Source organism: Halomicrococcus pelagicus, from assembly GCF_050954125.1.
Genome location: NZ_JBPBWC010000014.1, coordinates 36,399 through 58,408 on the forward strand (window position 1 = coordinate 36,399; position 22,010 = coordinate 58,408).

The 22,010-nt window shown below is 51.4% G+C and carries 15 protein-coding genes and 1 pseudogene; 7 read left to right on the forward strand and 9 right to left on the reverse strand.

Annotated features, from left to right (window positions below; all coding sequences use genetic code 11):
- Positions 1 to 153 precede the first annotated feature (153 nt).
- The gene (locus tag ACRYA2_RS19550; protein ID WP_433632031.1) at positions 154 to 1,467 is read left to right on the forward strand and encodes a sulfatase-like hydrolase/transferase; all 1,314 of its coding nucleotides are present in this window, start codon (positions 154 to 156) and stop codon (positions 1,465 to 1,467) included.
- Here the strand turns inward: ACRYA2_RS19550 and ACRYA2_RS19555 are convergent.
- On the reverse strand, positions 1,458 to 2,480 hold the full coding sequence (locus ACRYA2_RS19555; RefSeq protein WP_433632034.1) for a hypothetical protein: 1,023 nt from the start codon (positions 2,478 to 2,480) through the stop codon (positions 1,458 to 1,460). The genes ACRYA2_RS19550 and ACRYA2_RS19555 overlap by 10 nt on opposite strands.
- Positions 2,481 to 2,636: 156 nt before the next feature.
- Between ACRYA2_RS19555 and ACRYA2_RS19560 the strand changes: the two genes are divergently transcribed.
- Positions 2,637 to 4,172 (forward strand): flippase, encoded by a 1,536-nt coding sequence (locus ACRYA2_RS19560; RefSeq protein WP_433632037.1) that lies wholly within the window; start codon positions 2,637 to 2,639, stop codon positions 4,170 to 4,172.
- Positions 4,173 to 4,546: 374 nt separating this feature from the next.
- Entirely contained in the window at positions 4,547 to 5,842 is a 1,296-nt protein-coding gene (locus tag ACRYA2_RS19565) for a hypothetical protein (protein WP_433632040.1), read from the forward strand.
- Between the two features lie 68 nt (positions 5,843 to 5,910).
- On the opposite strand, the gene ACRYA2_RS19570 is transcribed toward ACRYA2_RS19565, so the two are convergent.
- The 4 genes from ACRYA2_RS19570 to ACRYA2_RS19585 form a co-directional block, all read right to left on the reverse strand.
- A complete protein-coding gene (locus ACRYA2_RS19570; protein ID WP_433632043.1) occupies positions 5,911 to 6,132 on the reverse strand; it encodes a hypothetical protein in 222 nt (73 codons plus the stop codon).
- A gap of 111 nt (positions 6,133 to 6,243) precedes the next feature.
- Positions 6,244 to 7,599: a hypothetical protein gene (locus ACRYA2_RS19575; protein WP_433632045.1), complete on the reverse strand. Its 1,356-nt coding sequence runs from the start codon at positions 7,597 to 7,599 to the stop codon at positions 6,244 to 6,246.
- 864 nt (positions 7,600 to 8,463) lie between these two features.
- Positions 8,464 to 9,837, reverse strand: coding sequence for a hypothetical protein (locus ACRYA2_RS19580; RefSeq protein WP_433632048.1), 1,374 nt, complete (start codon positions 9,835 to 9,837; stop codon positions 8,464 to 8,466).
- The gene (locus tag ACRYA2_RS19585; RefSeq protein WP_433632050.1) at positions 9,834 to 9,977 is read right to left on the reverse strand and encodes a hypothetical protein; all 144 of its coding nucleotides are present in this window, start codon (positions 9,975 to 9,977) and stop codon (positions 9,834 to 9,836) included. The genes ACRYA2_RS19580 and ACRYA2_RS19585 overlap by 4 nt, the downstream gene beginning before the upstream one ends.
- A 299-nt stretch (positions 9,978 to 10,276) precedes the next feature.
- Here ACRYA2_RS19585 and lrp point away from each other — a divergent pair, with 299 nt between their 5' ends.
- Positions 10,277 to 10,735: an HTH-type transcriptional regulator Lrp gene (gene lrp / locus ACRYA2_RS19590; protein WP_433632053.1), complete on the forward strand. Its 459-nt coding sequence runs from the start codon at positions 10,277 to 10,279 to the stop codon at positions 10,733 to 10,735.
- A gap of 551 nt (positions 10,736 to 11,286) precedes the next feature.
- Here the strand turns inward: lrp and ACRYA2_RS19595 are convergent.
- Entirely contained in the window at positions 11,287 to 12,921 is a 1,635-nt protein-coding gene (locus ACRYA2_RS19595) for an outer membrane protein assembly factor BamB family protein (protein WP_433632056.1), read from the reverse strand.
- Positions 12,922 to 13,144: 223 nt separating this feature from the next.
- The gene (locus ACRYA2_RS19600; RefSeq protein WP_433632059.1) at positions 13,145 to 16,279 is read right to left on the reverse strand and encodes a hypothetical protein; all 3,135 of its coding nucleotides are present in this window, start codon (positions 16,277 to 16,279) and stop codon (positions 13,145 to 13,147) included.
- 343 nt (positions 16,280 to 16,622) lie between these two features.
- Between ACRYA2_RS19600 and ACRYA2_RS19605 the strand changes: the two genes are divergently transcribed.
- Both ACRYA2_RS19605 and ACRYA2_RS19610 read left to right on the forward strand, forming a co-directional pair.
- Positions 16,623 to 17,978, forward strand: coding sequence for an outer membrane protein assembly factor BamB family protein (locus ACRYA2_RS19605; protein ID WP_433632061.1), 1,356 nt, complete (start codon positions 16,623 to 16,625; stop codon positions 17,976 to 17,978).
- 487 nt (positions 17,979 to 18,465) lie between these two features.
- Entirely contained in the window at positions 18,466 to 19,830 is a 1,365-nt protein-coding gene (locus tag ACRYA2_RS19610; protein WP_433632064.1) for an aryl-sulfate sulfotransferase, read from the forward strand.
- A gap of 35 nt (positions 19,831 to 19,865) precedes the next feature.
- On the opposite strand, the pseudogene ACRYA2_RS19615 reads toward ACRYA2_RS19610, so the two are convergent.
- Positions 19,866 to 20,337, reverse strand: a pseudogene (locus ACRYA2_RS19615) (RNA-guided endonuclease InsQ/TnpB family protein); the annotation flags it as partial.
- A gap of 112 nt (positions 20,338 to 20,449) precedes the next feature.
- Positions 20,450 to 21,202, reverse strand: coding sequence for a DsbA family protein (locus ACRYA2_RS19620; RefSeq protein ID WP_433632067.1), 753 nt, complete (start codon positions 21,200 to 21,202; stop codon positions 20,450 to 20,452).
- 398 nt (positions 21,203 to 21,600) lie between these two features.
- Between ACRYA2_RS19620 and ACRYA2_RS19625 the strand changes: the two genes are divergently transcribed.
- Positions 21,601 to 21,846, forward strand: a complete 246-nt coding sequence (locus ACRYA2_RS19625) for a PRC-barrel domain-containing protein (protein WP_433632069.1) — start codon at positions 21,601 to 21,603, stop codon at positions 21,844 to 21,846.
- The last annotated feature ends 164 nt before the right edge of the window (positions 21,847 to 22,010 follow it).

Below are 22,010 nucleotides of genomic sequence, written 5' to 3' on the forward strand. Positions count from 1 at the left end.
AAAGCCCTCCGTTCTAATGAACAATCATGCAATAACGGAAAATTATGTCCATGGTTTTGAAAAATAGGATGACAAGAATAATACAGAGCGGAAGAGAGCGAGAAGTACTATTACAGACCGCTATAGACAGCGCGTAAGTAAGGAGCTATAAAAATGAGCAATATCGCACTCGTCGTCCTCGATACGTTGCGAAAGGATTACTTTGACAAGCACTTTGATTGGCTGCCGGGCCAACGCTTCGAACACGCCTATTCAACTGCGAACTGGACGATTCCAGCTCATGCCTCGCTGTTCACCGGCAAATACGCAAGCGAGGTAGGGGTACATTCGAAGAATATGTACCTCGACTGTGATGAGCCGGTGTTAGCGGAACAATTGCAGAGGGCAGGCTATACAACACGGGCTTTCAGCGCTAACACGAACGCTTCCGGGCATTTTGATTTCGATAGAGGGTTCACCGAGTTCGGTGCGCCAGATAAGATGGAGCATCTGAATGACGATCGAATCTTCGAATGGCGGAAATTCAATCGTGAAACCGACAAAGAAGGCGTGGAGAAGTACCTGAATGCTCTGTATGAGTGCTACCGCGACGATACTGCAACTATCCCGTCGTTAGTCAAAGGGTTCCAACTCATCCGAGAAGGAGGCAATCCCACCGAATATGGCGGTGCTGCCGAGGCACTGGAGCACGTACAAGAGACGGACTTCGGGGACCAGGAGTTCCTCTTCATCAACGTCATGGAAGCTCACGAGCCATACAGGGTACCACCTGAGTACGCCTCGGTCAGCGAACCCGACCTCACTGATTCCGTCGGAGATATCAGCGTCAGCGGCATGGACCCTGAGCAGACAAAACAGGCCTACGACGATTGCGCGAGATACCTCTCAGACATCTACAAGAAGATATTCGGCCGTCTCCAAGAGGACTTTGACTACGTTATCACCCTCTCGGACCATGGTGAATCACTCGGAGAACATGATGCATGGGGACACGAGTACGGCGTCTATCCGGAGTTGATTCACGTACCGCTCACCATTTCCGGCGACGGACTGAGCGGTGTGTCTGAAGCGTCCGTTAGTATCCTCGACGTGCACGCGACGATTCAGGACATCGCCGGTCTTGAGGGTGACTCCCGTGGACGCAGTCTCCTCGAAGAGGTAGACGATGAAGAGTTCCTTGCTGAATATCAAGGTCTGACCTCTTGGAGTGAAGAGAAACTGGCAGAAAACGGGTATGAGGACCAAATTCCCGCGTATGACCAGAAACTACATGGATACGTTGCCCCCGTTGACTTCTACGGATACGAGACTCAGAACGGCTTCAGAACGACCGGCACGGAAGAAGTATCCGATGCGGAAGAGCGGATGCAGACGCTCATCGACCAATTGAAAACTCGGGAAGTCAGCCAAGACAACGACGTTCCCGACGAAATAAAAGATCGGCTAGAGGATCTGGGTTACGCGTAACCCAAGTTTTTGAGTCGCTCTTCTACAACGTCGTCTGCGACCGAAGATGATTCTTCTGGGGGATTACTTTCGATCTGACGACGTTCGTCGAATGGAGGTTCATGCCAGGGGACCTGGACGAGTTCGTCAAACCGCAGACCTGGTGGATGTCCGTACTTCTTTAGGGGGATTGGCCATAGTCGCTTGCCGAAGAGATTCCCGTGATCAGATGTTACAACGGATTTCCCGTCGAGCTCCTTGAATAGTGTTTTTGCGTGTGTTTCTACGAGTTTGAAGTTCTCCACGTAGGCGTCCCAGACAGCTGATTCACTTAGGGAGTTGTCTCTAGTCTCAAGCCGGGACCAGATCGAGGTGGCGTCAGCTCTTGTCTTTCCTTCAGTCCGGACTGTGTTCCCGGTTACTCCGCCAGTGTCTATCTGTTGGCCCTGTTCTCCGATAAAAGGATAGTGAGGCTGCATAAAGTGGCTGATAATCCGCTTATTTGGGTATTCTTCATTTGCTTGAAGAGTAGCGTCGACGACGGACTCAGGACGGACAGTTAGCAACTCTTCGTCCCAGGCCTCGTCAAATAAGTCTATAACAGCATGGAAGGTACCGTCGTCTAGTGTCGCAGCAAATGGATTCGCTGTAACATAGACCGTATCATGATATTCTTTGTTAGAGAAGTTGTACTCCAGGAACTCTCTACTTTGGCTTCCTGCCGACCGTACTTTCTTGAGGGTTCCTGGGAAGCTATGGTGGGATTCAAACATATCGTACCGACACGCGTCAAGGATGAGAAGATTATCCCACTCTGCGTCCATTATGGTAAGTGGTTCACCGGATACATAGTAGGAGCCCAACCGTCGATGAATCTTCATGCCTGCTGCAAGCAACTGGTCATGAAGCGACGAGGGATCGTCGAGTACTCGCTGTATGTTTTCCTGATAGGGTATGTTCATATAGTCGGGGTCGCTCCAGTTAGTTTTGGTATCTCGGTCCAACTGTAGAATTGTTTCGGTCGGCACAGCCATTTTCACAAATAATTACATTTTGGGCCGAGAGTGGTAACGTCTATTAATATGGGCTTCATCGTCCCGAGCGTTAGATGATAGACATGCCCTCCACCTATTTTCTAGTAAAATCCATTAACGAACTTCGCGATAGCGTTGGAATAATCATAAATACGCATGAATGTTGACTCTGACTCTATTTTTGGTTCACTGTTAGCGTCAAGTGGTATCCTGTTTATCGGCCTTGCTTGCCGACTAGGCCTCGGATTCCTTGGCCGATTAGTGATTGCAAGAGAATTGGGGAAAGTAAGTTACGGTGCAGTCTCACTGGGAGCGATGATGATGACAGCGGTAACGACCATCGTCATCATTGGGACCGACACCGGTGTTGGAAGATATCTTCCTCGGTTCGATGACCCTGCCCGTCGTCGCGGCGTAATGACGTCAGCATTCCAGATCGTCGTTCCAGTCGCCCTCTTCGCCGGAGTAACAATCGCCGTTTTCGCAAAAACGCTTGCAACTGACGTCTTTCACGACCCCGATCTAGTGAATGTACTTCGGATATTCGGATTGACTATACCGCTTGTCGCTGTCGTCCGACTGACGGTCGGCAGTATTCGCGGAATGCAAGACGCATTCCCTCGCGTCTATATCCAGAATCTAGCTGTTCCAGTAACTCGCTTTGGGCTCATTGCTGTCGCAGTAATCGCCGGGCTTGGCTCAATTGGGATAGCGGCAGCGTACGCTGGTGCATATGCAGTCGCGACTGCCCTCTCGATACACTATCTCGCCCGGCGTACACCACTATTCAATGCCTTGGATGCGATTCCAATGCATCGTGATCTGCTGACGTTCTCAGCGCCACTCATGATTACCGCAACAATGTACATGCTCCTCTCTAATTTCGATACCTTCATGCTTGGAGCCATGGCCTCAACTGGCGATGTCGGTGTGTACAACGTCGCCTACCCTCTCGCACAACTCCTCACTATCACACTGAGCGCATTCGGGTTCATTTTCATGCCGACCATTTCAGAGCTACACTCGAACGGGAAGACGGACGAAATGGCTCGCACGTACGAGGTTGTAGCAAAATGGATTTTTGTTGTGTCTCTCCCCCTTTTCCTAGTGTTCGTCACATATCCTGGGCTCATAATCCGATACACATTCGGACCGGAGTATTCTAACGGAGCTCTAACATTGTCCATTCTGACGATCGGCTTTTTCGCACATATCATTGCAGGACCAAGCGGTGATATGCTGACTGCGATAGGGAAGCAACGTCTCGTGATGTATGACAACATCTTGGTGGCAGGCCTAAACATTGTCCTCAATCTAATCCTCATCCCCCAATACTCGTATCTCGGTGCTGCAGTCGCAACGACCGGTAGCTATTTTCTAATGAATGGGCTCTTTCTCGTGTTTCTCTACCGGGAAACCGGTGTCCATCCATTCCGACGTGAACAGATCGGTCCAGGCCTTGCAGCAGGAGTTCTCTGGCTCTGCATCTCTTGGATTACCACAACCGTGTTCACCCTCACATTGTCAACGTTCATAGTGGCAGAAGCCATTTTTATAATTCTCTATATGATTGTGGTTCTCAGGTACGGAGGCATTGAAGATGAGGAGATATCTTTGCTCAATTCGTTCGAAGAACGGATCCCATTGAGTTTCGGGCCTATGCGTGAAGTTGCTCGGTATCTCATTCGATGAATAGACGTGACTGCTTTTTAGCTAAACGCAGGTACTAGATTCTGACCAGCAATGAAGCGTGAAAGAGAGCAAAAATGAGGGAAACAGGGTTAAAAAATAAGAATTAAATTCTGAGCTATTTCCGACGAGAGCGATGTAGTAGGTGCTCGAAACACTGTCAAAGAAGCAAAGATAGTTAATATTCAATATTTTCTTCGTATACTCCAAAGTACTATGTACAGGATGTACAAATGTGCTAATGTGCCCGAATACAAACGACCCGCGCTCAAACCAACGACACACCAACAACTAGATATATACCGCGCGAAAAACGGCTATGACACGTTCAACGACGCCATCAAAGCACTCCTCGAAAATGCCAACGGGAGCGACAAATGAGTTGGACCTGGACCGCCATTGTCCTCGCCCTCCTCACTGCCGCCGTCGCCAAAACTACGCTCCAGCACGCCCCCCAGGACATCCTCCACCCACTCGTCATCGTTAACGGCATCCTCGCCTACTTCGCCATCTTCCCCGCAGCCTTCCTCCTCGCCACCGGCCGCTATTACTTCCGGGGAGTCACAACAACAGACGGTTTATTCGCCGCGCTCTCACTCGTCCTACTCGGCTACCTCCTCACCGTCTACGGCTATCGGCACGCCGCCACAACGCGCGTCCGACTACGCCTCTCAAACACCGTCACCGTCCCCGGACGCAGTGACGTCCCCCCGCAGCGCCTCCGCCTGCTCGGCATCACTGGGTTCGCCATCGGTGGGCTCTCCTACACCTATTATGTGCTAGTGAATGGCGGCCCGATCGAGATGCTGACCGTCACACCACGCACTGCCTTCACAACCGTCCCGGAGACGGGGCGCTGGCGAATGCTCGGATTACTCGGCCTCTTCGGCGGCCTTATCACCACGCTCGTCTCCTACTGGCCGGGGATGTCTCGACACCAACTGACATCCAGAGACACGACTATCCTCGCTAGCGTGTGCGGAACTGTACTCACCGCTGCCGTTCTCACGCGCGCACGAATGGTGATTCTCATTCCCATCGTCATTATCTTTGCATATGTCTACTTCGCAAACTACGTCACGCAGCGCCAACTCATCGCTGGAGTTAGTGCCGTTGGCGTCCTCGTCGCCATTAGCGGATTCTTCGAGGCAGCCATTCTCGGCGATGGGAAACTCTGGCTACTCATGCGCGGACTGATCCAGACTGTCCGCCTGGAAGTCTTCGCTGGCACCGTCATTCAAGTCCCCAGCCAGCATCCCTATGCCTTCGGCGAGACACTGCTTCGCGCGCCGATGATTCAGTGGCCAGGAATGCCCCTCCGATATGGCGACCAGCTTGAAGTCATCATGATCGGGAAGAACCGAAGTCACACAACCATGAGCGGAATGCTGCTCGGCGAACTCTATCTGAACTGGGGCGTCCTCGGCGTGCTGGGTGGCAGCGGCCTCTTCGGCCTGGCGCTCGGCGCACTCACTCATCTGCGGACTGCCCAGAGCTATATCGCGCGCGGTAGCTATCCCCTCCTCCTCATCGGGACTGTACTGTTATGGCCGACTAACCTCACATGGGCGACCCAAGGCATTGTGCTCCGGCTATTTATTCCGCTCGCCGCAGCAATCACCGCCGCAATCATTTGGACGCACCACACACCCCCAGAAGCGAGGCCAGTATAACTCCTAGCTATTAGCCAAACATCATATTATCTTGCAAACAACAGAACGTCCTGTTTGCCGTCCCTAAATTATTCATCATAGCCACGGATGTACCTGAAAATAGACTCCCTCAAGAGATATCCGACGGCATTCTTGCAGACAACAGCCCACCATTTATCCCATACGTCCTCAATTAACCTGATAGTCTTGTTATCCGCCACTACATTTCTATCATTATGTATTTCAACATCATTAATCAACATGTGGCCGATGTTCGTACTCGGCCGTAATCCCAGCCGCACCACCGCCATTGGACTCCACGATGATGCTTGAGCTACCCACCTGTTTACGGGTAGGATTCAGCGTGAACTCTCGTTTTGGCCTAATCCTCGGCAGAGAAATAATAGGACAAATTCCGTCCGTTATCGTAGGCCAACAGAATTCGCTTGGAGATAGCGTATCGGCTGGATGAACGCCAGTACCTCCAAGATGACATATACGAGTGCAAGTGGGAGAATCTTCACGAAGAGAATTGGACCCATGCCGCGGAGGACCGCCTTTGCGAAAAACAATGCGAGCATAGCCACAAATGCGACCGTCCCAATACGCTTGCGACTCCGGACTAGTCGGACAAATATCGCTCGAATCGTCGCACCGACTAAAAACGGGACGGCGATCACGCCCATGTAGCCGAAATTGGCGTAGCTCTCGCCAATTATCGTTGGTGTCATTCCAATAGGTATTTTGAGCCCTGGCCACCTCTGCTGTGTTATCCAGCCAGAGAATGCTTTCTGAGGCCCTGGAAGCATCGACTGGAGATCCATTATATACCCCTGGCCGAGCAGATAGCTATGTTCGGCCGGGAAGTGACCGAGGACGAAGCGGAGATTCTCACTGTTGACGAGGAAGATGCGGTGACGGATGTGCTGACCTGCAATTGCAAGCGGAGTGCCATCGACCGACTGGTGCCGGACAGTGGTAATCAGGAGGAATAGCGAGAGGAAGGCAACGGCAGCAGCGCCAATGATGGGAAAGTTGATCCGTCGGGTGATGAACTGATCACTGATGACTAAGAGAATAAGAAGATGACCAATCAACGCACGGAAACCAGTCAGTGCCATCACGGCGCCTGTAATGCCGAGGATGACGATAGCGCTAGCGAAGTAGAGTCGGTTGTCGCTCAGTCGCGCCTTTAGCCATGCGATGGTGGCCAAGAACGGTAACGGTACCATGATAAAATGAATATAATAGTCCTGACCTGAGAGTGAAGAAAGACGGGATGCTTCGCCGATCTGACTGAGAATCGGGATGCCGTATGTGAAGTAGTAGAGGGAGCTACCGAGAAGTGTTGTGGCGACAAGACCGATGAATGCGAGACGTGGGGCTGGATCCGTCCAGCTATGCTTCCAGGGACGGTCGAGGAAGCGCTGTAGTTCAACAGTAGTGTGGAAGTCAATGGTTTTGTCGACTGTGTAGACGCCAGCGACGAACGCGGCGAACCCTAGTACAATAGAAGAAAACAGTGCCGGATCGCCACGAAAGGAGTACCATGCACTGCCAATGGTAAGAAAGAGACCGTACACTGCTGCGAACAGGTAGCTTGGAGTGAAGAAATCTAGCCGCTTGTTCGTCAGAATGAGGACAGTGTATGCAACTACGAGTGCGACGAGATACGCGAGCATCGGTTGGAAGATAGCCAGGATTGCCATGAGAGCAACGAGACCGACTCCCCCAGCTATCCAAACTCTGCCATAAAGGTTTATGGGAGGGACACTCATCATCTTAACATCAAAGGCTTACAAGTAAAAGCTGCTGTTTGTTTACCGACTGAGATCTTTCTCGCCTCTGACAGGGTTCTGTCAAAGCTACTATCGTTCGTTTGGGCACAACGCCGACTCCGCCGAGTCTGGGCGAGTTGCTAAAGGTTGTCAAGGTAGAGACGAGCGTGAACACAACGACGCTGTCAAATCGCGGGAACACCTACCAAATAAAGGAATTGAGTGGTGGGATCACGCAGGATGACGTCGTTAATGATCTCCTTGGCGTGAATCTGTCCGCGTCGAACGGGATTTGAACGCGAATATCGACGGGGAAGTGCGGCTACATTGGATGGGATGGATTCGACGGAGTTCGCTACAACGTCCCGAACTCGCAGGAGGTCACTGTGACATCAAGCATGATTCTTGGCGGGAACAATCATGAGGTGTTGATTGCTGACGGGAAAGTATCGTCGAACATCATCCGCGATACCGGTACTACTGGCGTCGATACTGAGGACGGTGGGAATCATGCGGAGATTCATAGAACCCCGATTCGGAATGCTGGCACGGACAGGATGAATGCAGCAAGGTCAGCGACGAAGGTGTAAGGGAACACGGTTATTGGGGCGGGCGTGCATGGCGTCCGTCTCGGGAATGATAAAACGGGTCATGCGGTGGTGAATAATCATATTGGGAGTCCGGACAGTGCCTGCATTCGGCTGGAGGTGAACGTGTTGAATTCCCGGATTACGAATAATCGGTGTGTTGCGGGGAAGATCTCAGTGGCGATTGGCTGCGAATATAATATCTATCTCGGGGATTACTTGCAGAATAATACGTTCTCGGCGTCGATTGGCTCGAACTCGGTTCGGTCCGCGAACATCACCGCCTAACGGACGGAGTATGATGGACACTATCGGCGTCAATCCACGCGAACCACAGCCACACCACCGGAATCGCCCATGATGCCGCGCCAATCCCCTGCCCGAATGCTGCGATAACAAGCGCGGTCGCTATCACACGATACTTCACACTCCAACTCCAAGGGGCGAACGCATAGTCGTGGAGACGTGCGAGCTGGACATAGGACGCAACATAGAGCATGGCGTACAGTAGGAGTCCGGGAATCCCAATTCCGGCGACGATGCGGCCGATAAGCGTTTTCAGGTGAATGCCAGCCCCGCCCTTAGATGCGTGTTGCATTCCCTCAAGTGCGGCGGGCGGGAGGAGTTCGCCAGCGTACAGACCAGTGCTCCCGAACCCATAGCCGACGAAGCCATGCAGTGATGAGATAGATGCTAGAAGCGGCCCGATAGTGCTATAGTAGCGTGTGAGTATGGAGTGCTCCCAGCCACCCGAGATGAGGTATTTGATCATCACGGAGACATACATATGCGGGTAGAAAACGACGAAAATGGCGATTGTAGCAAGTGTCGCTGCGATCGCGCCCAGTGAGAGCAGCCATCGTTTGCTGAGGATGAGATAGGTGCCGATGAATGCGACGAACATGATGATGCCGGTTGTCGACAACGTTCCGGCGAGCGCGACGATTGACACAAGACTGGCTGCAACCCACGGCAGATGACCCTGGTGGCTCAGGTAGGCGTTCCAGCCGCCGATGAGCGTAATCGGGATGAAGATAGTAACGAGAAGGTATGCGAAGTGTGCGGGTTCGCTCGCAAAGCCGTTTGCGCGCCATGCACCATCAAAGCCGGTCGGAGCGAAAGAGTTGACGAGGCGCGGGAGAACAGCGAATGCTTCGATGTTGGTGGCGATGTAGGCGACAGATAGCATCGCCGGGATGAGTGAAAGGAGTGCGCCGGTAGTGATGGTGCGTGCGCGTTCCTGCGTTGAGAGCGTGGGAAGGACGACGCGAAGGACGTAGTACGTGCTGGCGCCTGCGGCGAGCGCGACGAGTTGGGATGCAAGAAGGCGTGCGCGTACCAATCCAGTACCGTGGCTGAGAGTGTCGTAGGTGAGCGTGAGTGTGCTCTGAATGATTGCGTAGCCGGCGAAGATGGTGATGGCGTAGAGAAGTGGCGACCGTTTTGGTGTGCCATGCAGCCAGTAGATAGCGGGGAGGAGTGCGAGTGCGGCGAGGCTGGTTGCAGGCGCAATATACATGGAGATGGGGAGGGGGATGGTTTCGATGCTGAGGACGGCGAGTAGGGTAAGTGCAATGGTGCAGTAGATGTCGCGGAGTTGGTGGGCAGTGAGGTTGTGGGTGGTTGAGAGTGTTTCGAATCGGCTGCTCATTTGTCGACCTCTTCGGAGTTGGCTTCATTGAGGAGTGCTTCTATGGCTTCGTTGAAGGTATCATAACCGTGTTTTGCACGATAGATGTCTAATTGTTGGTGAGTGTCGGGGGTGAGTGCAGGCCGTTTGTAGTTAGCCATACTATATTTCTTGTACACTGTGTGCATAATAGTTTGGATTAATGAATGAGAGAGATTGTCTCAATTGGCATTACCTAAGTTCGATTCCTCGGAGAGGACTTCGGCAATTGTATCGTCCGGATAAAGATATGAGTAGAGCAGCAGACCTCCAATATCCTACTAAATGACGAGAACTATATCTACTCTGATATATTTTATAGGATCCTCAGATAAGTCACTATACCGTATTGTATTTTAATATTTGGTAATCATCTTCATATTCGTTAAATTTACAAAGAAGGGTTGTGTTGCAGAATATGATGACATATGAAAATATAGACGTGGAACTTGTGAATAGTCTTTTAGGCAATGGACGAGCTAGTCTTCGAAGTCTAGCCGAAGAGCTTGACGTATCGGTAACGACAGTCTCAAACCACCTTTCGGAATTAGAAGAGGCTGGCGTTGTTCAGGGGTTTACTCCGCGAGTGGATTACGATGCGCTGGGCTATGACGTGACTGCGGTTATCCAGCTGAAAGTAGAAGGGACTGCACTCCCAGACATTACCGACCGGCTTCAAGGACAAACTCAGATGATTAGCGTCTATGAGGTTACTGGTGACTATGACATCATTGCAATCGGGAGATTTACCGATACTGACGGCATGAATCAACAGATCAAGACGCTTCTCACCGATGAAGATATTAACGAGAGCAATACAAGCGTCGTTCTCAACACGGCAAGCGAACACGACCAATTCAAGCTCAACGACGATAAGTGACCTACTCCGCTCGACCGCGCTCGGGCCTCCCCGGCCCTCGCTTATTGAGGACGGAGCTTCCTGTTTCTGTGTTAGAACGTGCAAAAACTATTCACAGCGGTTCCAGACTCCGCAGGCGATTTCCCGTGACAGACGGGTCGGAGTGTCCCACTCCTCCCGGATGGACACTCGGGCCACGCGACCGGTGCACGCTTTGTGTCGCGTTTGAACACCGGACGCATTGTTGTGAGTATCTTACTACCGCGTTCGACCGCTATGGGAGTACGGCTACGCCGTACGGTGAAAGTAACCAAGGACGGCGGGGGTATCCCCTCACGCTGTGAGTACGGACATACGGCGATGGCAACAGCACGGAACCCAATTTCTTCAAGAGTGAGAAATGTATGGTGACAGTGAACGCAGATTACAACGTAGCAAAGAATGTGGGCGAACACAGGCTTCAAGCGAGTAGGATAGGGTAGTTGGCTTGAGCCCTGTATAGTGCTTTGCTCGAACAGTGCTCTGCCTCACGAACTAGGCGGTGTCAGTGGTGAGTGAGTAGGATGGACAGTTCACTCATCACGATCGTGTATCTGTGCAGCGAGATAGGACCCGACGCCAGCAAGTCCGCCGAGCGCTGCAAGGAATTCAAACCCTGGCTGCCCTGATGTTGAGGTTGTAGTGGTCTGTGTTGGCCTGGTTGTTGAGTGAGCGCTTGTTGTCTGTGGTGTTGTAGTGGGTTGGGTGTTGTTGGTTGCTGTCGTCGAACGGGGTTGGTCGGTCGTTGTTGATGTTGTCGACGGTTGATCGGTAGTGGTCGTGGCTGTTGTGGACTGGTGGCTTGTACTTGTCGTCTTGGTCTGTTCTCCACCATCATTGGGGTTGTCTCCGTTTGTGGTGGTAGTGGTGGTTCCTGACCCGTCACCGTTCGACCCGTTCTTGTCACCGATCACATGGAAATTGCCATGGTCGGTATAATAGTTATCAATAGTCGAACCCATTGGGTACGTTGCAGCGAAGATTTTGTTGTTCGCAATGACGGGCGTAAAGACGGCGGGGCCGTACTCCTTAAACTCCCAGCTACCTAATGTGTGCTGCCATTTGCGCTCGCCTGACGAAGCATCAAGTGCGACAATAATTGCTTCTCCCGCCCCACGTCCGGGTTTTGTTCGACCGCCAGCGTAAAGCACACCGTCGGCGACGGTCACGTCACTCCCTATGTCCGCGTCCGACGATTCGTATGTCCACGCTACGTCACCTGTCGCCGAATCAAGTGCCATTATTTCCGAACTGCGATATGTGCCAGTCCGGAAGAACACTCGTCCATTAGCGATTGTGAGGTGGCTAGTGTACTGCACGTCTGCGATCTCCGATGTCCATTGCACCGTTCCGTTATTCGCTGATCGCGCCTGGATGTTCAGCCCTTGGTCGGTCTTTCCAACACCATAGACCTGCCCGTCGCTAACTGCATGGAGGCGAACGGTATCAGTATCGACGCTCCACTGTTTGGATCCATCAGCGGCATTTAACGCTATCCCGCTACTGTAGAAGAGAGTGTCATTAGCAAACGATGCGATACCAGTGACGTTGTCTTGTTTCCAGACGGTTTTACCGCTCGCAGCGTCGAGCGCGGATGCTCCGGGACCATCTGTATAAACACGTCCAGCTGCGACGACCGGCGGGGTTCCAGAATGATATTCCTGGCGGCTCCATTTTGTCTCGCCAGTCGCTGGATCAAGTGCATGGAAGCTTCCCTTGCTGTCATCATCAGATGATGTGCTCGTCGCGACATAGAGACCCTCTCCGCCTAGCGCGGGTGTGCTTGGTCGAGCAAAGCCTGACTGCTGCCACTTCTTGGTGCCCGATGCTGGATCGTAGGCAGCGATGTATCCTTTATTATTACTTGGCGAGTTCGCCGTTGTTACTGCAAGATAGAGCGTTCCATCGGCGATAATTGGCTCTGTGGCATACATTCCCCCATTGAGATCCATCGACCATTCAGTTGTTGCCTGCGAACTCGGACCGCTCTGTGCGGAGGCTCCTGTTCGGCCAACCCCACCACGGTACATAGCCCAATCCGTTGGGGTCGCCATTTCGTTATCTGCATTCTGATACTGCTGTGCGATGGCGATGCCGCCGCTGGCACTTGCTGCACCAACTGTTAGCCCAATCGACTTGAGAAAGGTCCGCCGACTATTAGTAGTCATTACTGTTAATAGGGGTATTCTTGTGATAAATCTTTCCACACTACTATAGGTTATATTATTGTTTCTGCTAGAACGACACAAGAACAAATAGCTCCAATTCTCGCCTCCGCCCCCATAATTTCGACAACGCAATCATCGCAACCTCCACGAAATCCAACATCTCTGAGGAGAACAGCGGGTTCGTGGCGGTCAAGCGCGCTTAGGATAACCTACCTAGCCAGAATCACCTAACCTCAAAAACAGCATATCCAACCGCTTCAGAGGCCCAGTATGTTGTTTCACTGTCAGCACTTTGCTCCTCCTCAATCTTCACCTCAACGCCGGAACTCGAAAGATTCCGGTAGCGAAGCGCTGCCGTATCAGCGCCATTGAACGTTTGCATACCGGCGATGAATTGTGGGGAATCGTATTGCTGTTGGAAGGAGATCTGCGTCCATTGACTATCGAATATCTCCTCTGTTCGCTGAACCTCAAACGGTTTGTTATTGAGCTGTCCCGTTCCTTGCTGAAGCGCGATATAACCGATCGTCTCTGTTGCGTGAGGCCCGATAGCTTCCTCTTCTTGAACCCGCACGTCGAACGAATTGCTTGAGACGTCTGATACGCGTGTGACGATCGGGGTAAAACCGTTGTATGTTTGCGCTTGTGCAAGGACAACCGGTCTTTCCGTCTCGAAGAATTTCCCAAGTGAACTAGTGGTGACGTCATCAGAAGCCGACACGGTTCCCGCTTTCATCCGATAGGACGTCCCATTGTTGAGCAGCATCTCATGTCCAGTTGATTCCACAGCTAGTGTGTGGAACGTTTCAGTGGTATGCGACCCGTCGAGATATGCCCACTCTTCTAGCTGATAGTCGAATCCATTATTGGTGACGTCTCGGAGGCGAACGTGAGCCGGTTGGGATCCGTTATGTGAAAGCGGCTTTGCAGCAACGACGCGGGACGATTGCATACGTGAATCAACGTGATACCACCGATCCTTAGACGGCTGATCGTTAGAGAGAGTATTTGTTGAGAGTGTAGCCCCTTCGAAGACGGCGTACCCAATCGCTTCTGAGGCCCAATGATCTGTCTCACTATCAGCGCTTTGCTCCTCTTCCATTTTCACCTCAACGCCAGAACTTGAAAGATTTCGGTAACGAATGGCTGCCGGATTGATGCCATTGAACGTTTGCATACCGGCGATGAATTGTGGGGAGTCGTATTGCTGTTGGAAGGAGATCTGCGTCCATTCATCGGTGAATATCTGCTCCGTTCGCTGAACCTCAAACGGTTTGCCATCGAGATATCCCGTTCCCTGCTGGAGTGCGGTATAGCCGACTGTCTCTGTCTGATGGGCACCATCAGCTGCTTCTTCTTCTTGAATACGCACGTCGAACGAATCGCTTGAGACATCCGAGACTCGAGTGACAATTGGATCAGAGCTATTGTACGTTTGGGCTTGTGCGAGGACAACCGGTTGACCTGTGTCGAAGGATTCCCCGAACGAATGTGTACTAGGGCTATCAGATACAGAGATAGTTCCTGCTTTCATCTGATAGGACGTCCCATCACGTAGCTGTATCTGGTACTCAGCTGGTTGCATGGCCAGCATGTGGAATGTCTCGGTGGTATGCCATCCGTCGAGGTATGCCCACTCTTCAAGCTGATACTTGAATCCGCTCTCCATGGTATTCTGGAGGCGAACATGCGCCGGATGGGATCCATTGTGTGAAAGTGGCTTTGCGATAACGACTCCGTTTGACTGGCTACTTGGATCAACTTGGTGCCATGCATCACTGCCAGGTTGGTCGCTGGAGAGTGTGCTCGTTGCGAGTGGATCGCCCGGTTGGAATGGGTTTCCATCGACACTCCATGTTGCAGGACCGTCTGCTGTCGTCGAGACGATACCACCGGAGACGTAGTAGGCATGGATCTCGCCTGGTGGAACTGTTCCTGTCGCTTCTTCTGTATTGGGTTGGCGGACTGGCGAGTCGTCTGGTCCCCAGTCCATTGCGACGGTAGCACCACCGTCTCCGGCTGGGAGAACGGATGTGCCGACAGTAATCTGGTAGGTTGTCGCTGACTCGTTGCCGGTGTTATCGATGCGGATGAGTTGCGCCGACTGCATCGGGACTTCGCCGAGTGGTGGCGGACTGGGGAGTGGTGGTGTTGTGTTCGGTGGGGTTGGGTTACCGTTGGTGGTCACACGGTTTCGGACATAGTCCGAGTCCGTCTGTGAACTGTCTCCGCCGAGAACGCCTGAGACGGTCCCCCATTCATCAGGTACTTGTCCTATTGAGACGGCATAGAGGTAGTCCGATGGGTGGTCGTTTTCTATCTGGATGTTCTTCAGCTGGAGATATTTGAGGTTTAATGGCTCGCCAGCGTTGTTCTCTCCGTTTGACGTGTATAGGGCGTCATGCCATTTTTCGGATTTAAAGGTTGCTCGAATATTCCGGACGTCGATGCGTTCGCAGGGCGTCGGTGCAGTAATCGTCCCACCACAGCTCCCGGACATATAACGGTGATAGAAATCGCTATCAGCAATTGTGAGTGTGCCTGCATAGCTGTTGATACCGTCGTCTGAGTCCGTTGGAGCAACAGCTTCCGCGTTCACGCCGCGCTGAAGTCGACCTTCCGACCATGCTTGCATCGGGTGCTTGTCGTCTTTGATTGAGACACAGTTCCGGACCTCGGAGTTACCCCCGAGTCGTAAGCCAACTTGTGTATTGCGGAGAAAACAATTGTAGAGTTTGATTGGCCCTTCGGGTTTTTTGGCGTATACTGTGTTTTCGGCCCAGAGCTCGAACCAACAGCGATTGAATACGAGTTCACCTTTGCCTGATTCAACCAGGATGGCTCGGCGATTACTCGCTTCATCTGGTTCGCATGCGCCTTCGTGGAAGTAACAGTCCTGCAAGAGGCCACGAGTACCGTCGGCCGACGATAACCGGAAGTATGTTCGAGCATCGCTTGAATCCAGGGATCCAACATTTGAGTCCGTGGCCGCCCGGACTTTCCCGCGTGTTATGAGGCGTTTGAGTTCCCAGTCGCCTGCCTCGTAGTTCATCCGGACGAACGGCGGCACCGGCGTGTTTCGCATGTCGAGTTCGAACCCGTCCAAGACGAATCCATTTGAGTAGACGTCGATCCATCGGATGTTGTCTCCTGATTGGCCGGGAACGAGACGTGCGCCGTTTGGCGCCGTCAGTGTGAGATTGTCGACTCCGGAGAGAACAACGAGTTCGTTGAGCTTGTACGTTCCTGGTGGGAATATGATGGTAGTGTTCTCACCGGCAAGCTGATCGAGGGTGGGATCAATGGCTGTACTTCCGGTGTTATCCGCACCTTCTTCGACGATATTATATGTCGGCATTTAAATGCACACCTGAAATCGGTCAGTATTGTTGCGAGTTCGCATTATTAGTGTCCAATCGCAGCCATATTTACTGATATCGTTAGAGAATAACCGTAGAAGATGATTTCGTGCGTGTTGAGGGGTCTTGAGGGCTGTTTTTGCGCCCGTACGATTCGAATCTGTCCTACTCTCCTTCTCCCTATCTTTATCCCTATTGGTATCTATAAGTTTGTTTTCAATGGTTTTTGTTCTCGGCATATTTGGTAAATACGTTACGATCATACAATAAAAGGTTTTCCGTGGAGAATGCAATTGCTGGAACCAATAGATAAATGATGGTTAATGGGTTGTATATAAATCAATGGACGATCAGCACCAACCGGAAAGCTATCGTGATAATAGACGGACATTTTTGAAATCAATGGGGGTTGCAATGGGGGCGACAACCCTCGAAAGCGCTACTGCCGTTGCTCAGGAGCCAGGTGACGAGGGGCTGGGTCAACCCAATGAATGGACGACAGCTCGATCTAACCCACGGCGAACGGGCGCAATAAACGAGAATGGTCCAACGCCGTTTGCGACGACTGACTGGAAAATGGATCTCGATGGGGGGCTATTATCCAGAGAGCCAATCGTTGCAAATGAAACGGTGTATCTTGCTATTACAACATACAACGATTCTAGCGAAACAAAAGGAACCGTCGGCGCATACGATATAGAAACAGGCAACCAAAAGTGGGAACAAACCGAGCTACCATCACCGAAAACGCCGACGGTGGACGATCAACTCCTTTACATCGCCACAAGCGTTACTGAAACTTCTCGCCATGAAAATGGTGGGTTCTATGCATTGGATGTAGAGAATGGCGACATAGTGTGGAGTCGCACAGATTTGCTCCGATGGGCCTCGCCAATTGTTACGGACGATCGGATATACACGTCAAACGAGAACGGGGCGTATGCACTTGATCGGACAACCGGTAATACGGTCTGGAAAACAGATGGTGTTGGGAAGCTGGCAGACGGTAGCGAGGGTGCGTTAAGCTACGCAAATGGAACGCTATTCTTCAGTGACGGAACTGCGCTGAACGCTGCCGATGGCTCGGTGAAATGGCGTGTCACTGACGACAGCTCAACATTCGGCAACCATATCGTAGACAGAGATCGAGTGTATTATCTCAGAACAGACTATATCGAGGGAGATGATGATACCATTACTGTCGAAGCCCGGTCACCAAACGACGGTACAGTCTTCTGGAAACACAATATCTACTATAAAACAACGCTCGATAGGCGATTTGCAGTCGCTAACGGATACGTCCTTTTCTACGACTTAGACGATGGCAACGCTGTTACGGCACTAGATGCGGCTACGGGAACTCGTCGCTGGACAACAGAATTGAACGGAGATGCCTTTAGTAATCTAACGGTGGCTAACGATACAATCTATCTCGGCGGGAGGTATATCAATCCGTCAAATCCGAAAAGCAGACAAGCAATAATCTACGCTCTTGACCTATCGACAGGTGACCAAAAATGGGCTTATTTCCTTGATAGTAGTGATCTCGAAACCTCGTCAGAAACACCACCAGCTGCAGGAACTCCTGTCGTAACAGACGGAAGACTGTACCTCTCCACATATCCAGCTGGCTCCATGTTTAGCTATCAATATCTACAACACTCCAACTTCTTTGCCCTCAAGTCATCCTCCACATAATCGATAGAAAGTACAAAATTACAGCCATAATCTGTTTCTTTAAGCGTGGAACTACCGTCCTTTTAGGAATTTTGTGGCAGTCTTCTAGATTTGCTACAGCTACTATGCTACAGGCAGCATATCTCTTTCGTCATGTACGAGTGATATTCAAGTTATTTAGCTACAAATACAGAAGATATAAAATATGGGTTTTCATTGTATGAGTATGGTTCGGTCGTATTATCCAAGCCCTTCGAGACGGAATATCGCTCGCCTCGCAGTTATTTTAACACTTATTTTGATGTTAACACCGTTGAGTATGGCTGCCTTATCGTTCGAGGATCAAAGTACGAATGTGAACGGAGAGCTACGGAATACAGCGCAGAATGTGACCTTCATTTCTGCTCAAGGGGGGTCCGTACACGTCTATGAACATGCGGGCGTTCTCGTTGCAGTCCATACAGATAGTAAACAGGTCATTTGGCGACATGATAAGTACCGGCGGTACATGGATATTGATCCGATCGGCAACGATCGCATCCTTTTCGTTGCTGGCGAACGAGTGAATGGAAGTACGTTTCAGCGCATTGCAGTGCTGATGAACTGGAGGACTGGAGAGGTCCACAGGAAGTTCAAAGTCCCTCGCGATACGCACGATATTGATTATCTTGGAGGAGATCGATTCGCTATCGCCGATAAGAAAAATCACCGGATCTATATCTACAACTCAAGCAACAATTCTACCGCCTGGGAATTTGACTACCGAAAACACTACCCGAAATCGGCAGGCGGAGGGCCTGGTGACTGGACACACCTAAACGATGTTGACTCCATCAACAACGGCTCGGCGTTCTTAGCAAGTCCACGCAACTTCGACCGAGTGATGAGTATCAACCGGAGTACAAAGGAGGTCGAATGGACGCTTGGCGAGGAAGATAACTACAATATCATGCGAGCGCAGCACAACCCGGTGCTGCTATCGAAAAACCCGCTAACGGTCCTCGTCGCAGACAGTGAAAATCAACGCATTGTGGAATATCAGCGAAAGAACGGCGAGTGGGAACGTGTCTGGGGATACCGTGGCGACCTTCACTGGCCCCGTGACGCAGATCGCCTGCCAAACGGCAATACGCTCATCACAGATACACTCAACGACCGCGTCGTCGAGGTAACTCCTGACCGGAAAATCGTTTGGGAGTTTCATGTAGAGCGGAGCACGTACGACGTTGAACGACTCCAGCATGGCGACGAGCCTGCTGGACCGACGATGGCGAACCAAAGCCATCGTTTTGAAGGAGTTCTGCCAGCGAAAAACTCGGCAGAGAGCCCAGTTGTTTCTGAATTCAAGGAGGCCTACCGCAAAACGTTCCAGATTGCCACCTGGGTTCTTCCAGGATGGGTAACGCTCAACGAATTCATCTATCTGTTATCAGCATTAATGCTCGCTGTTGGCTGGGTGAGTGTTGAAGCTATCTCTGCGACACCACTCGAACGGGTCGAAGCTAGACTCCCCCGGCTTGGACTATTGAAGCAAATACGGCGGGTACTCGGCGGAGCTGTCATCATTGCTGGGCTCGTCCTCATCGCACTGGTTCCGGCATCAGGGGGCCAAACCGGTCTCTATCTTGGAGTTGGACTCCTGGCCATGACTGCTGGGACAGCAATAGTGCTACGCGATCAAACGTTCCGGAATAAAGCCCATCACCGCCTCAGCATCGCAGTCGTGTTTGGCCTCACCATTGCAGGAACGATACTGGCGATAGCGTTAGTTGCCCTCTCGGTGCTACGGCACAGTTCACCGATACTGTACACGGGTCTCGCCCTTCTGCTCGCACTCTCCAATACCTGGCTCTGGTCTTCCTATAACCAGTGAACTTCCCTCCCCTACTCACTCGCCGCTAACGCGGCTCATTCCTTGAGAGGAGGGCTTCCTGTTGCAACGACGCGGTTTACAGATACAGACATATCTACACCGAGCGCAGTCTTCGCAGGCGTTCATTCGGAGTGTCCCACTCCTACATCGTCGAGGCCGCGAGAAAGGATGTTCCGCGCCACACTGGCGTCCCTGTCCGCCTCAAACCCCGCAGGCAGGATAGGAGTGTTCGCACACCCACAATGGCTTGGCAGTCGAAACGCCACAAGACGTGCACTCCTTGGTCGTCCCTCTCGGGGTGACCGCCACGAAGTGCGTCTCTTCACGTTCACACTTGTTTTGGAGCAACGAGAGGAACATCCGCCATGCCCCTGACGCCGTGTTACGGCTGTTCGATGGGTTTTCGAGCATCCCCGTGACGTTCAGGTCTTCGACCACTACGAGGTCGTACTCCTGAGCGTAGTAGTTCGAGAGTTCAGACAGGAAGTCACGACGCTTCCGGTGAATTGCCCGGCCGACCCTCAACTCTTCTCACTTGGACCGCAAGGAATACCCGTACACCCTGTATTCAGCACACCCATAGGAACCCATCACCGTTTGAGGGTTTCAATGAGACCGATTACAGACCAAATGCATTTTTGAAGACTCGGTAGCTCTGGCTGCCGGTTACTTTCGTGAGGTGCTTTCCAGACCGGAAGAGATGAAAGGACGGTGTTCCTCGTATATTAGACCTCTTTCCTGCGAGCATGTCCTCGCGAACTTGTTGTTTATGTTTCTTTGATTGGGCTTCAGCAACGATTGTCTGGCCATTCATCCCGAGGTCCTCGTTCACGAACTTCTTTGTTTTCGCCAGTACATTTTGGCTGCTAAACTGGTCTTGGTTATCGAAATAGTATTTTTTTAGGTCCCAGAATCCCGACTCGCTGCGGGCATAGACTGCGTCAAGAGCATACGTTGCCTTCACACCCCATGGGTCGACGATAGGGAACGATCGGTACACAAAAGATAGCTTCCCGGAGTCGATAAGATTCTTCTTGAGTTTTGGGTATGTGTTCGTCTCGAATTTAACGCAGCTAGGACAGGACGGGTCCTCAAACGCGATCATCGTTGCTTTCGCCGTGAATGGTTTCGGCCCCTGTGTCGGCTCATTGAAGAGACCGTCTACTGAGGGATGGTTTGGTGCAGAGCTTGGAATCTCCTCAGTGGTCTGTTGTGTGGTTGTCGTTCGCTGAGTCGTTGACGTTGTTGATTCGGTTGTGGAAGTGGTTTGTGGCGTGGTTGTTGCGTCCTGGGTTTCAGTAGTAGACGTAGCAGATGACGACGTTGGCTCGTTTGGGTTTCCACGTGTTTCCGTCGCAGTTGTGTTCGCCATTGAGGTTGACGAGGAGCCGGATGAATTTGTTGTAGCGCTTGTGGAGGGAGTTGTGGTGTTATTTTTGTCCGTACTGAGATCAGAGGTGCAGCCAGCAAGTAGCGTAACGAATGGCAGTGATCCACAAAGGAGGGAACGGCGGTTCATAGTTGAATTATTCAAGATGAGATTATTATTGTTATGGTTTATTTGTATTGGTACTAATCATAAACGGTTACTGCTTCCCGATAGCCACGATTCTTCTCTAGAACAAATAACTTAGATCAATATTGTAATTATATTTACTAAGTAGTCAATATAATAGTCAAAAGCTTCGACGCAAGCTGAATTAATCAAATATCGTTTATATGGCGATACATACCCGTACATTATTAGTACCGTTAGTTTAGTTTAAATATATGCCCGATATCTACGCGCAAAATCTCGAAGGAAAAAGAGTTGCAGACACCAATGGAGCAGCAATAGGCTATTTACGAACTATCACAGCAAACCTTGCGACTGGTGAACTCAAACAGCTCGTCATCGATCCAATTGAGCAACCTAACAGGAATATTGATGACTTTCGTAACGACGGTGAAGACGTTGTCCGTCTCCCTATTGAGCAAGTAAAAGCAGTGAGAGATTATATCGTCGTTGAAGAGTGATAGGGTTCAATCTCGAAGACACTTGCACACCGTCTCCGTGAGCTGCCTCGGGGTTACGCCCCGAGGCACTCGCCCTGCTCTGCCTGTAGATCATTGCTCTTCCTCCGGAATACCAAGTTCGATATTGGAATCGGTCTCCATGATAAAGATACGAGCGCATACCC

What these genes read in the sequence shown, in the direction of transcription:
- lrp (WP_433632053.1), top strand. Translation starts at nt 10,277, where the DNA reads ATGACATATGAAAATATAGACGTGGAACTTGTGAATAGTCTTTTAGGC.
- ACRYA2_RS19620 (WP_433632067.1), bottom strand. Translation starts at nt 21,202, where the DNA reads ATGGCGAACACAACTGCGACGGAAACACGTGGAAACCCAAACGAGCCA.
- ACRYA2_RS19560 (WP_433632037.1), top strand. Translation starts at nt 2,637, where the DNA reads ATGAATGTTGACTCTGACTCTATTTTTGGTTCACTGTTAGCGTCAAGT.
- ACRYA2_RS19610 (WP_433632064.1), top strand. Translation starts at nt 18,466, where the DNA reads ATGGATATTGATCCGATCGGCAACGATCGCATCCTTTTCGTTGCTGGC.
- ACRYA2_RS19605 (WP_433632061.1), top strand. Translation starts at nt 16,623, where the DNA reads ATGGACGATCAGCACCAACCGGAAAGCTATCGTGATAATAGACGGACA.
- ACRYA2_RS19600 (WP_433632059.1), bottom strand. Translation starts at nt 16,279, where the DNA reads ATGCCGACATATAATATCGTCGAAGAAGGTGCGGATAACACCGGAAGT.
- ACRYA2_RS19580 (WP_433632048.1), bottom strand. Translation starts at nt 9,837, where the DNA reads ATGAGCAGCCGATTCGAAACACTCTCAACCACCCACAACCTCACTGCC.
- ACRYA2_RS19565 (WP_433632040.1), top strand. Translation starts at nt 4,547, where the DNA reads ATGAGTTGGACCTGGACCGCCATTGTCCTCGCCCTCCTCACTGCCGCC.
- ACRYA2_RS19570 (WP_433632043.1), bottom strand. Translation starts at nt 6,132, where the DNA reads ATGGCGGTGGTGCGGCTGGGATTACGGCCGAGTACGAACATCGGCCAC.
- ACRYA2_RS19625 (WP_433632069.1), top strand. Translation starts at nt 21,601, where the DNA reads ATGCCCGATATCTACGCGCAAAATCTCGAAGGAAAAAGAGTTGCAGAC.
- ACRYA2_RS19550 (WP_433632031.1), top strand. Translation starts at nt 154, where the DNA reads ATGAGCAATATCGCACTCGTCGTCCTCGATACGTTGCGAAAGGATTAC.
- ACRYA2_RS19555 (WP_433632034.1), bottom strand. Translation starts at nt 2,480, where the DNA reads ATGGCTGTGCCGACCGAAACAATTCTACAGTTGGACCGAGATACCAAA.
- ACRYA2_RS19585 (WP_433632050.1), bottom strand. Translation starts at nt 9,977, where the DNA reads ATGGCTAACTACAAACGGCCTGCACTCACCCCCGACACTCACCAACAA.
- ACRYA2_RS19595 (WP_433632056.1), bottom strand. Translation starts at nt 12,921, where the DNA reads ATGACTACTAATAGTCGGCGGACCTTTCTCAAGTCGATTGGGCTAACA.
- ACRYA2_RS19575 (WP_433632045.1), bottom strand. Translation starts at nt 7,599, where the DNA reads ATGAGTGTCCCTCCCATAAACCTTTATGGCAGAGTTTGGATAGCTGGG.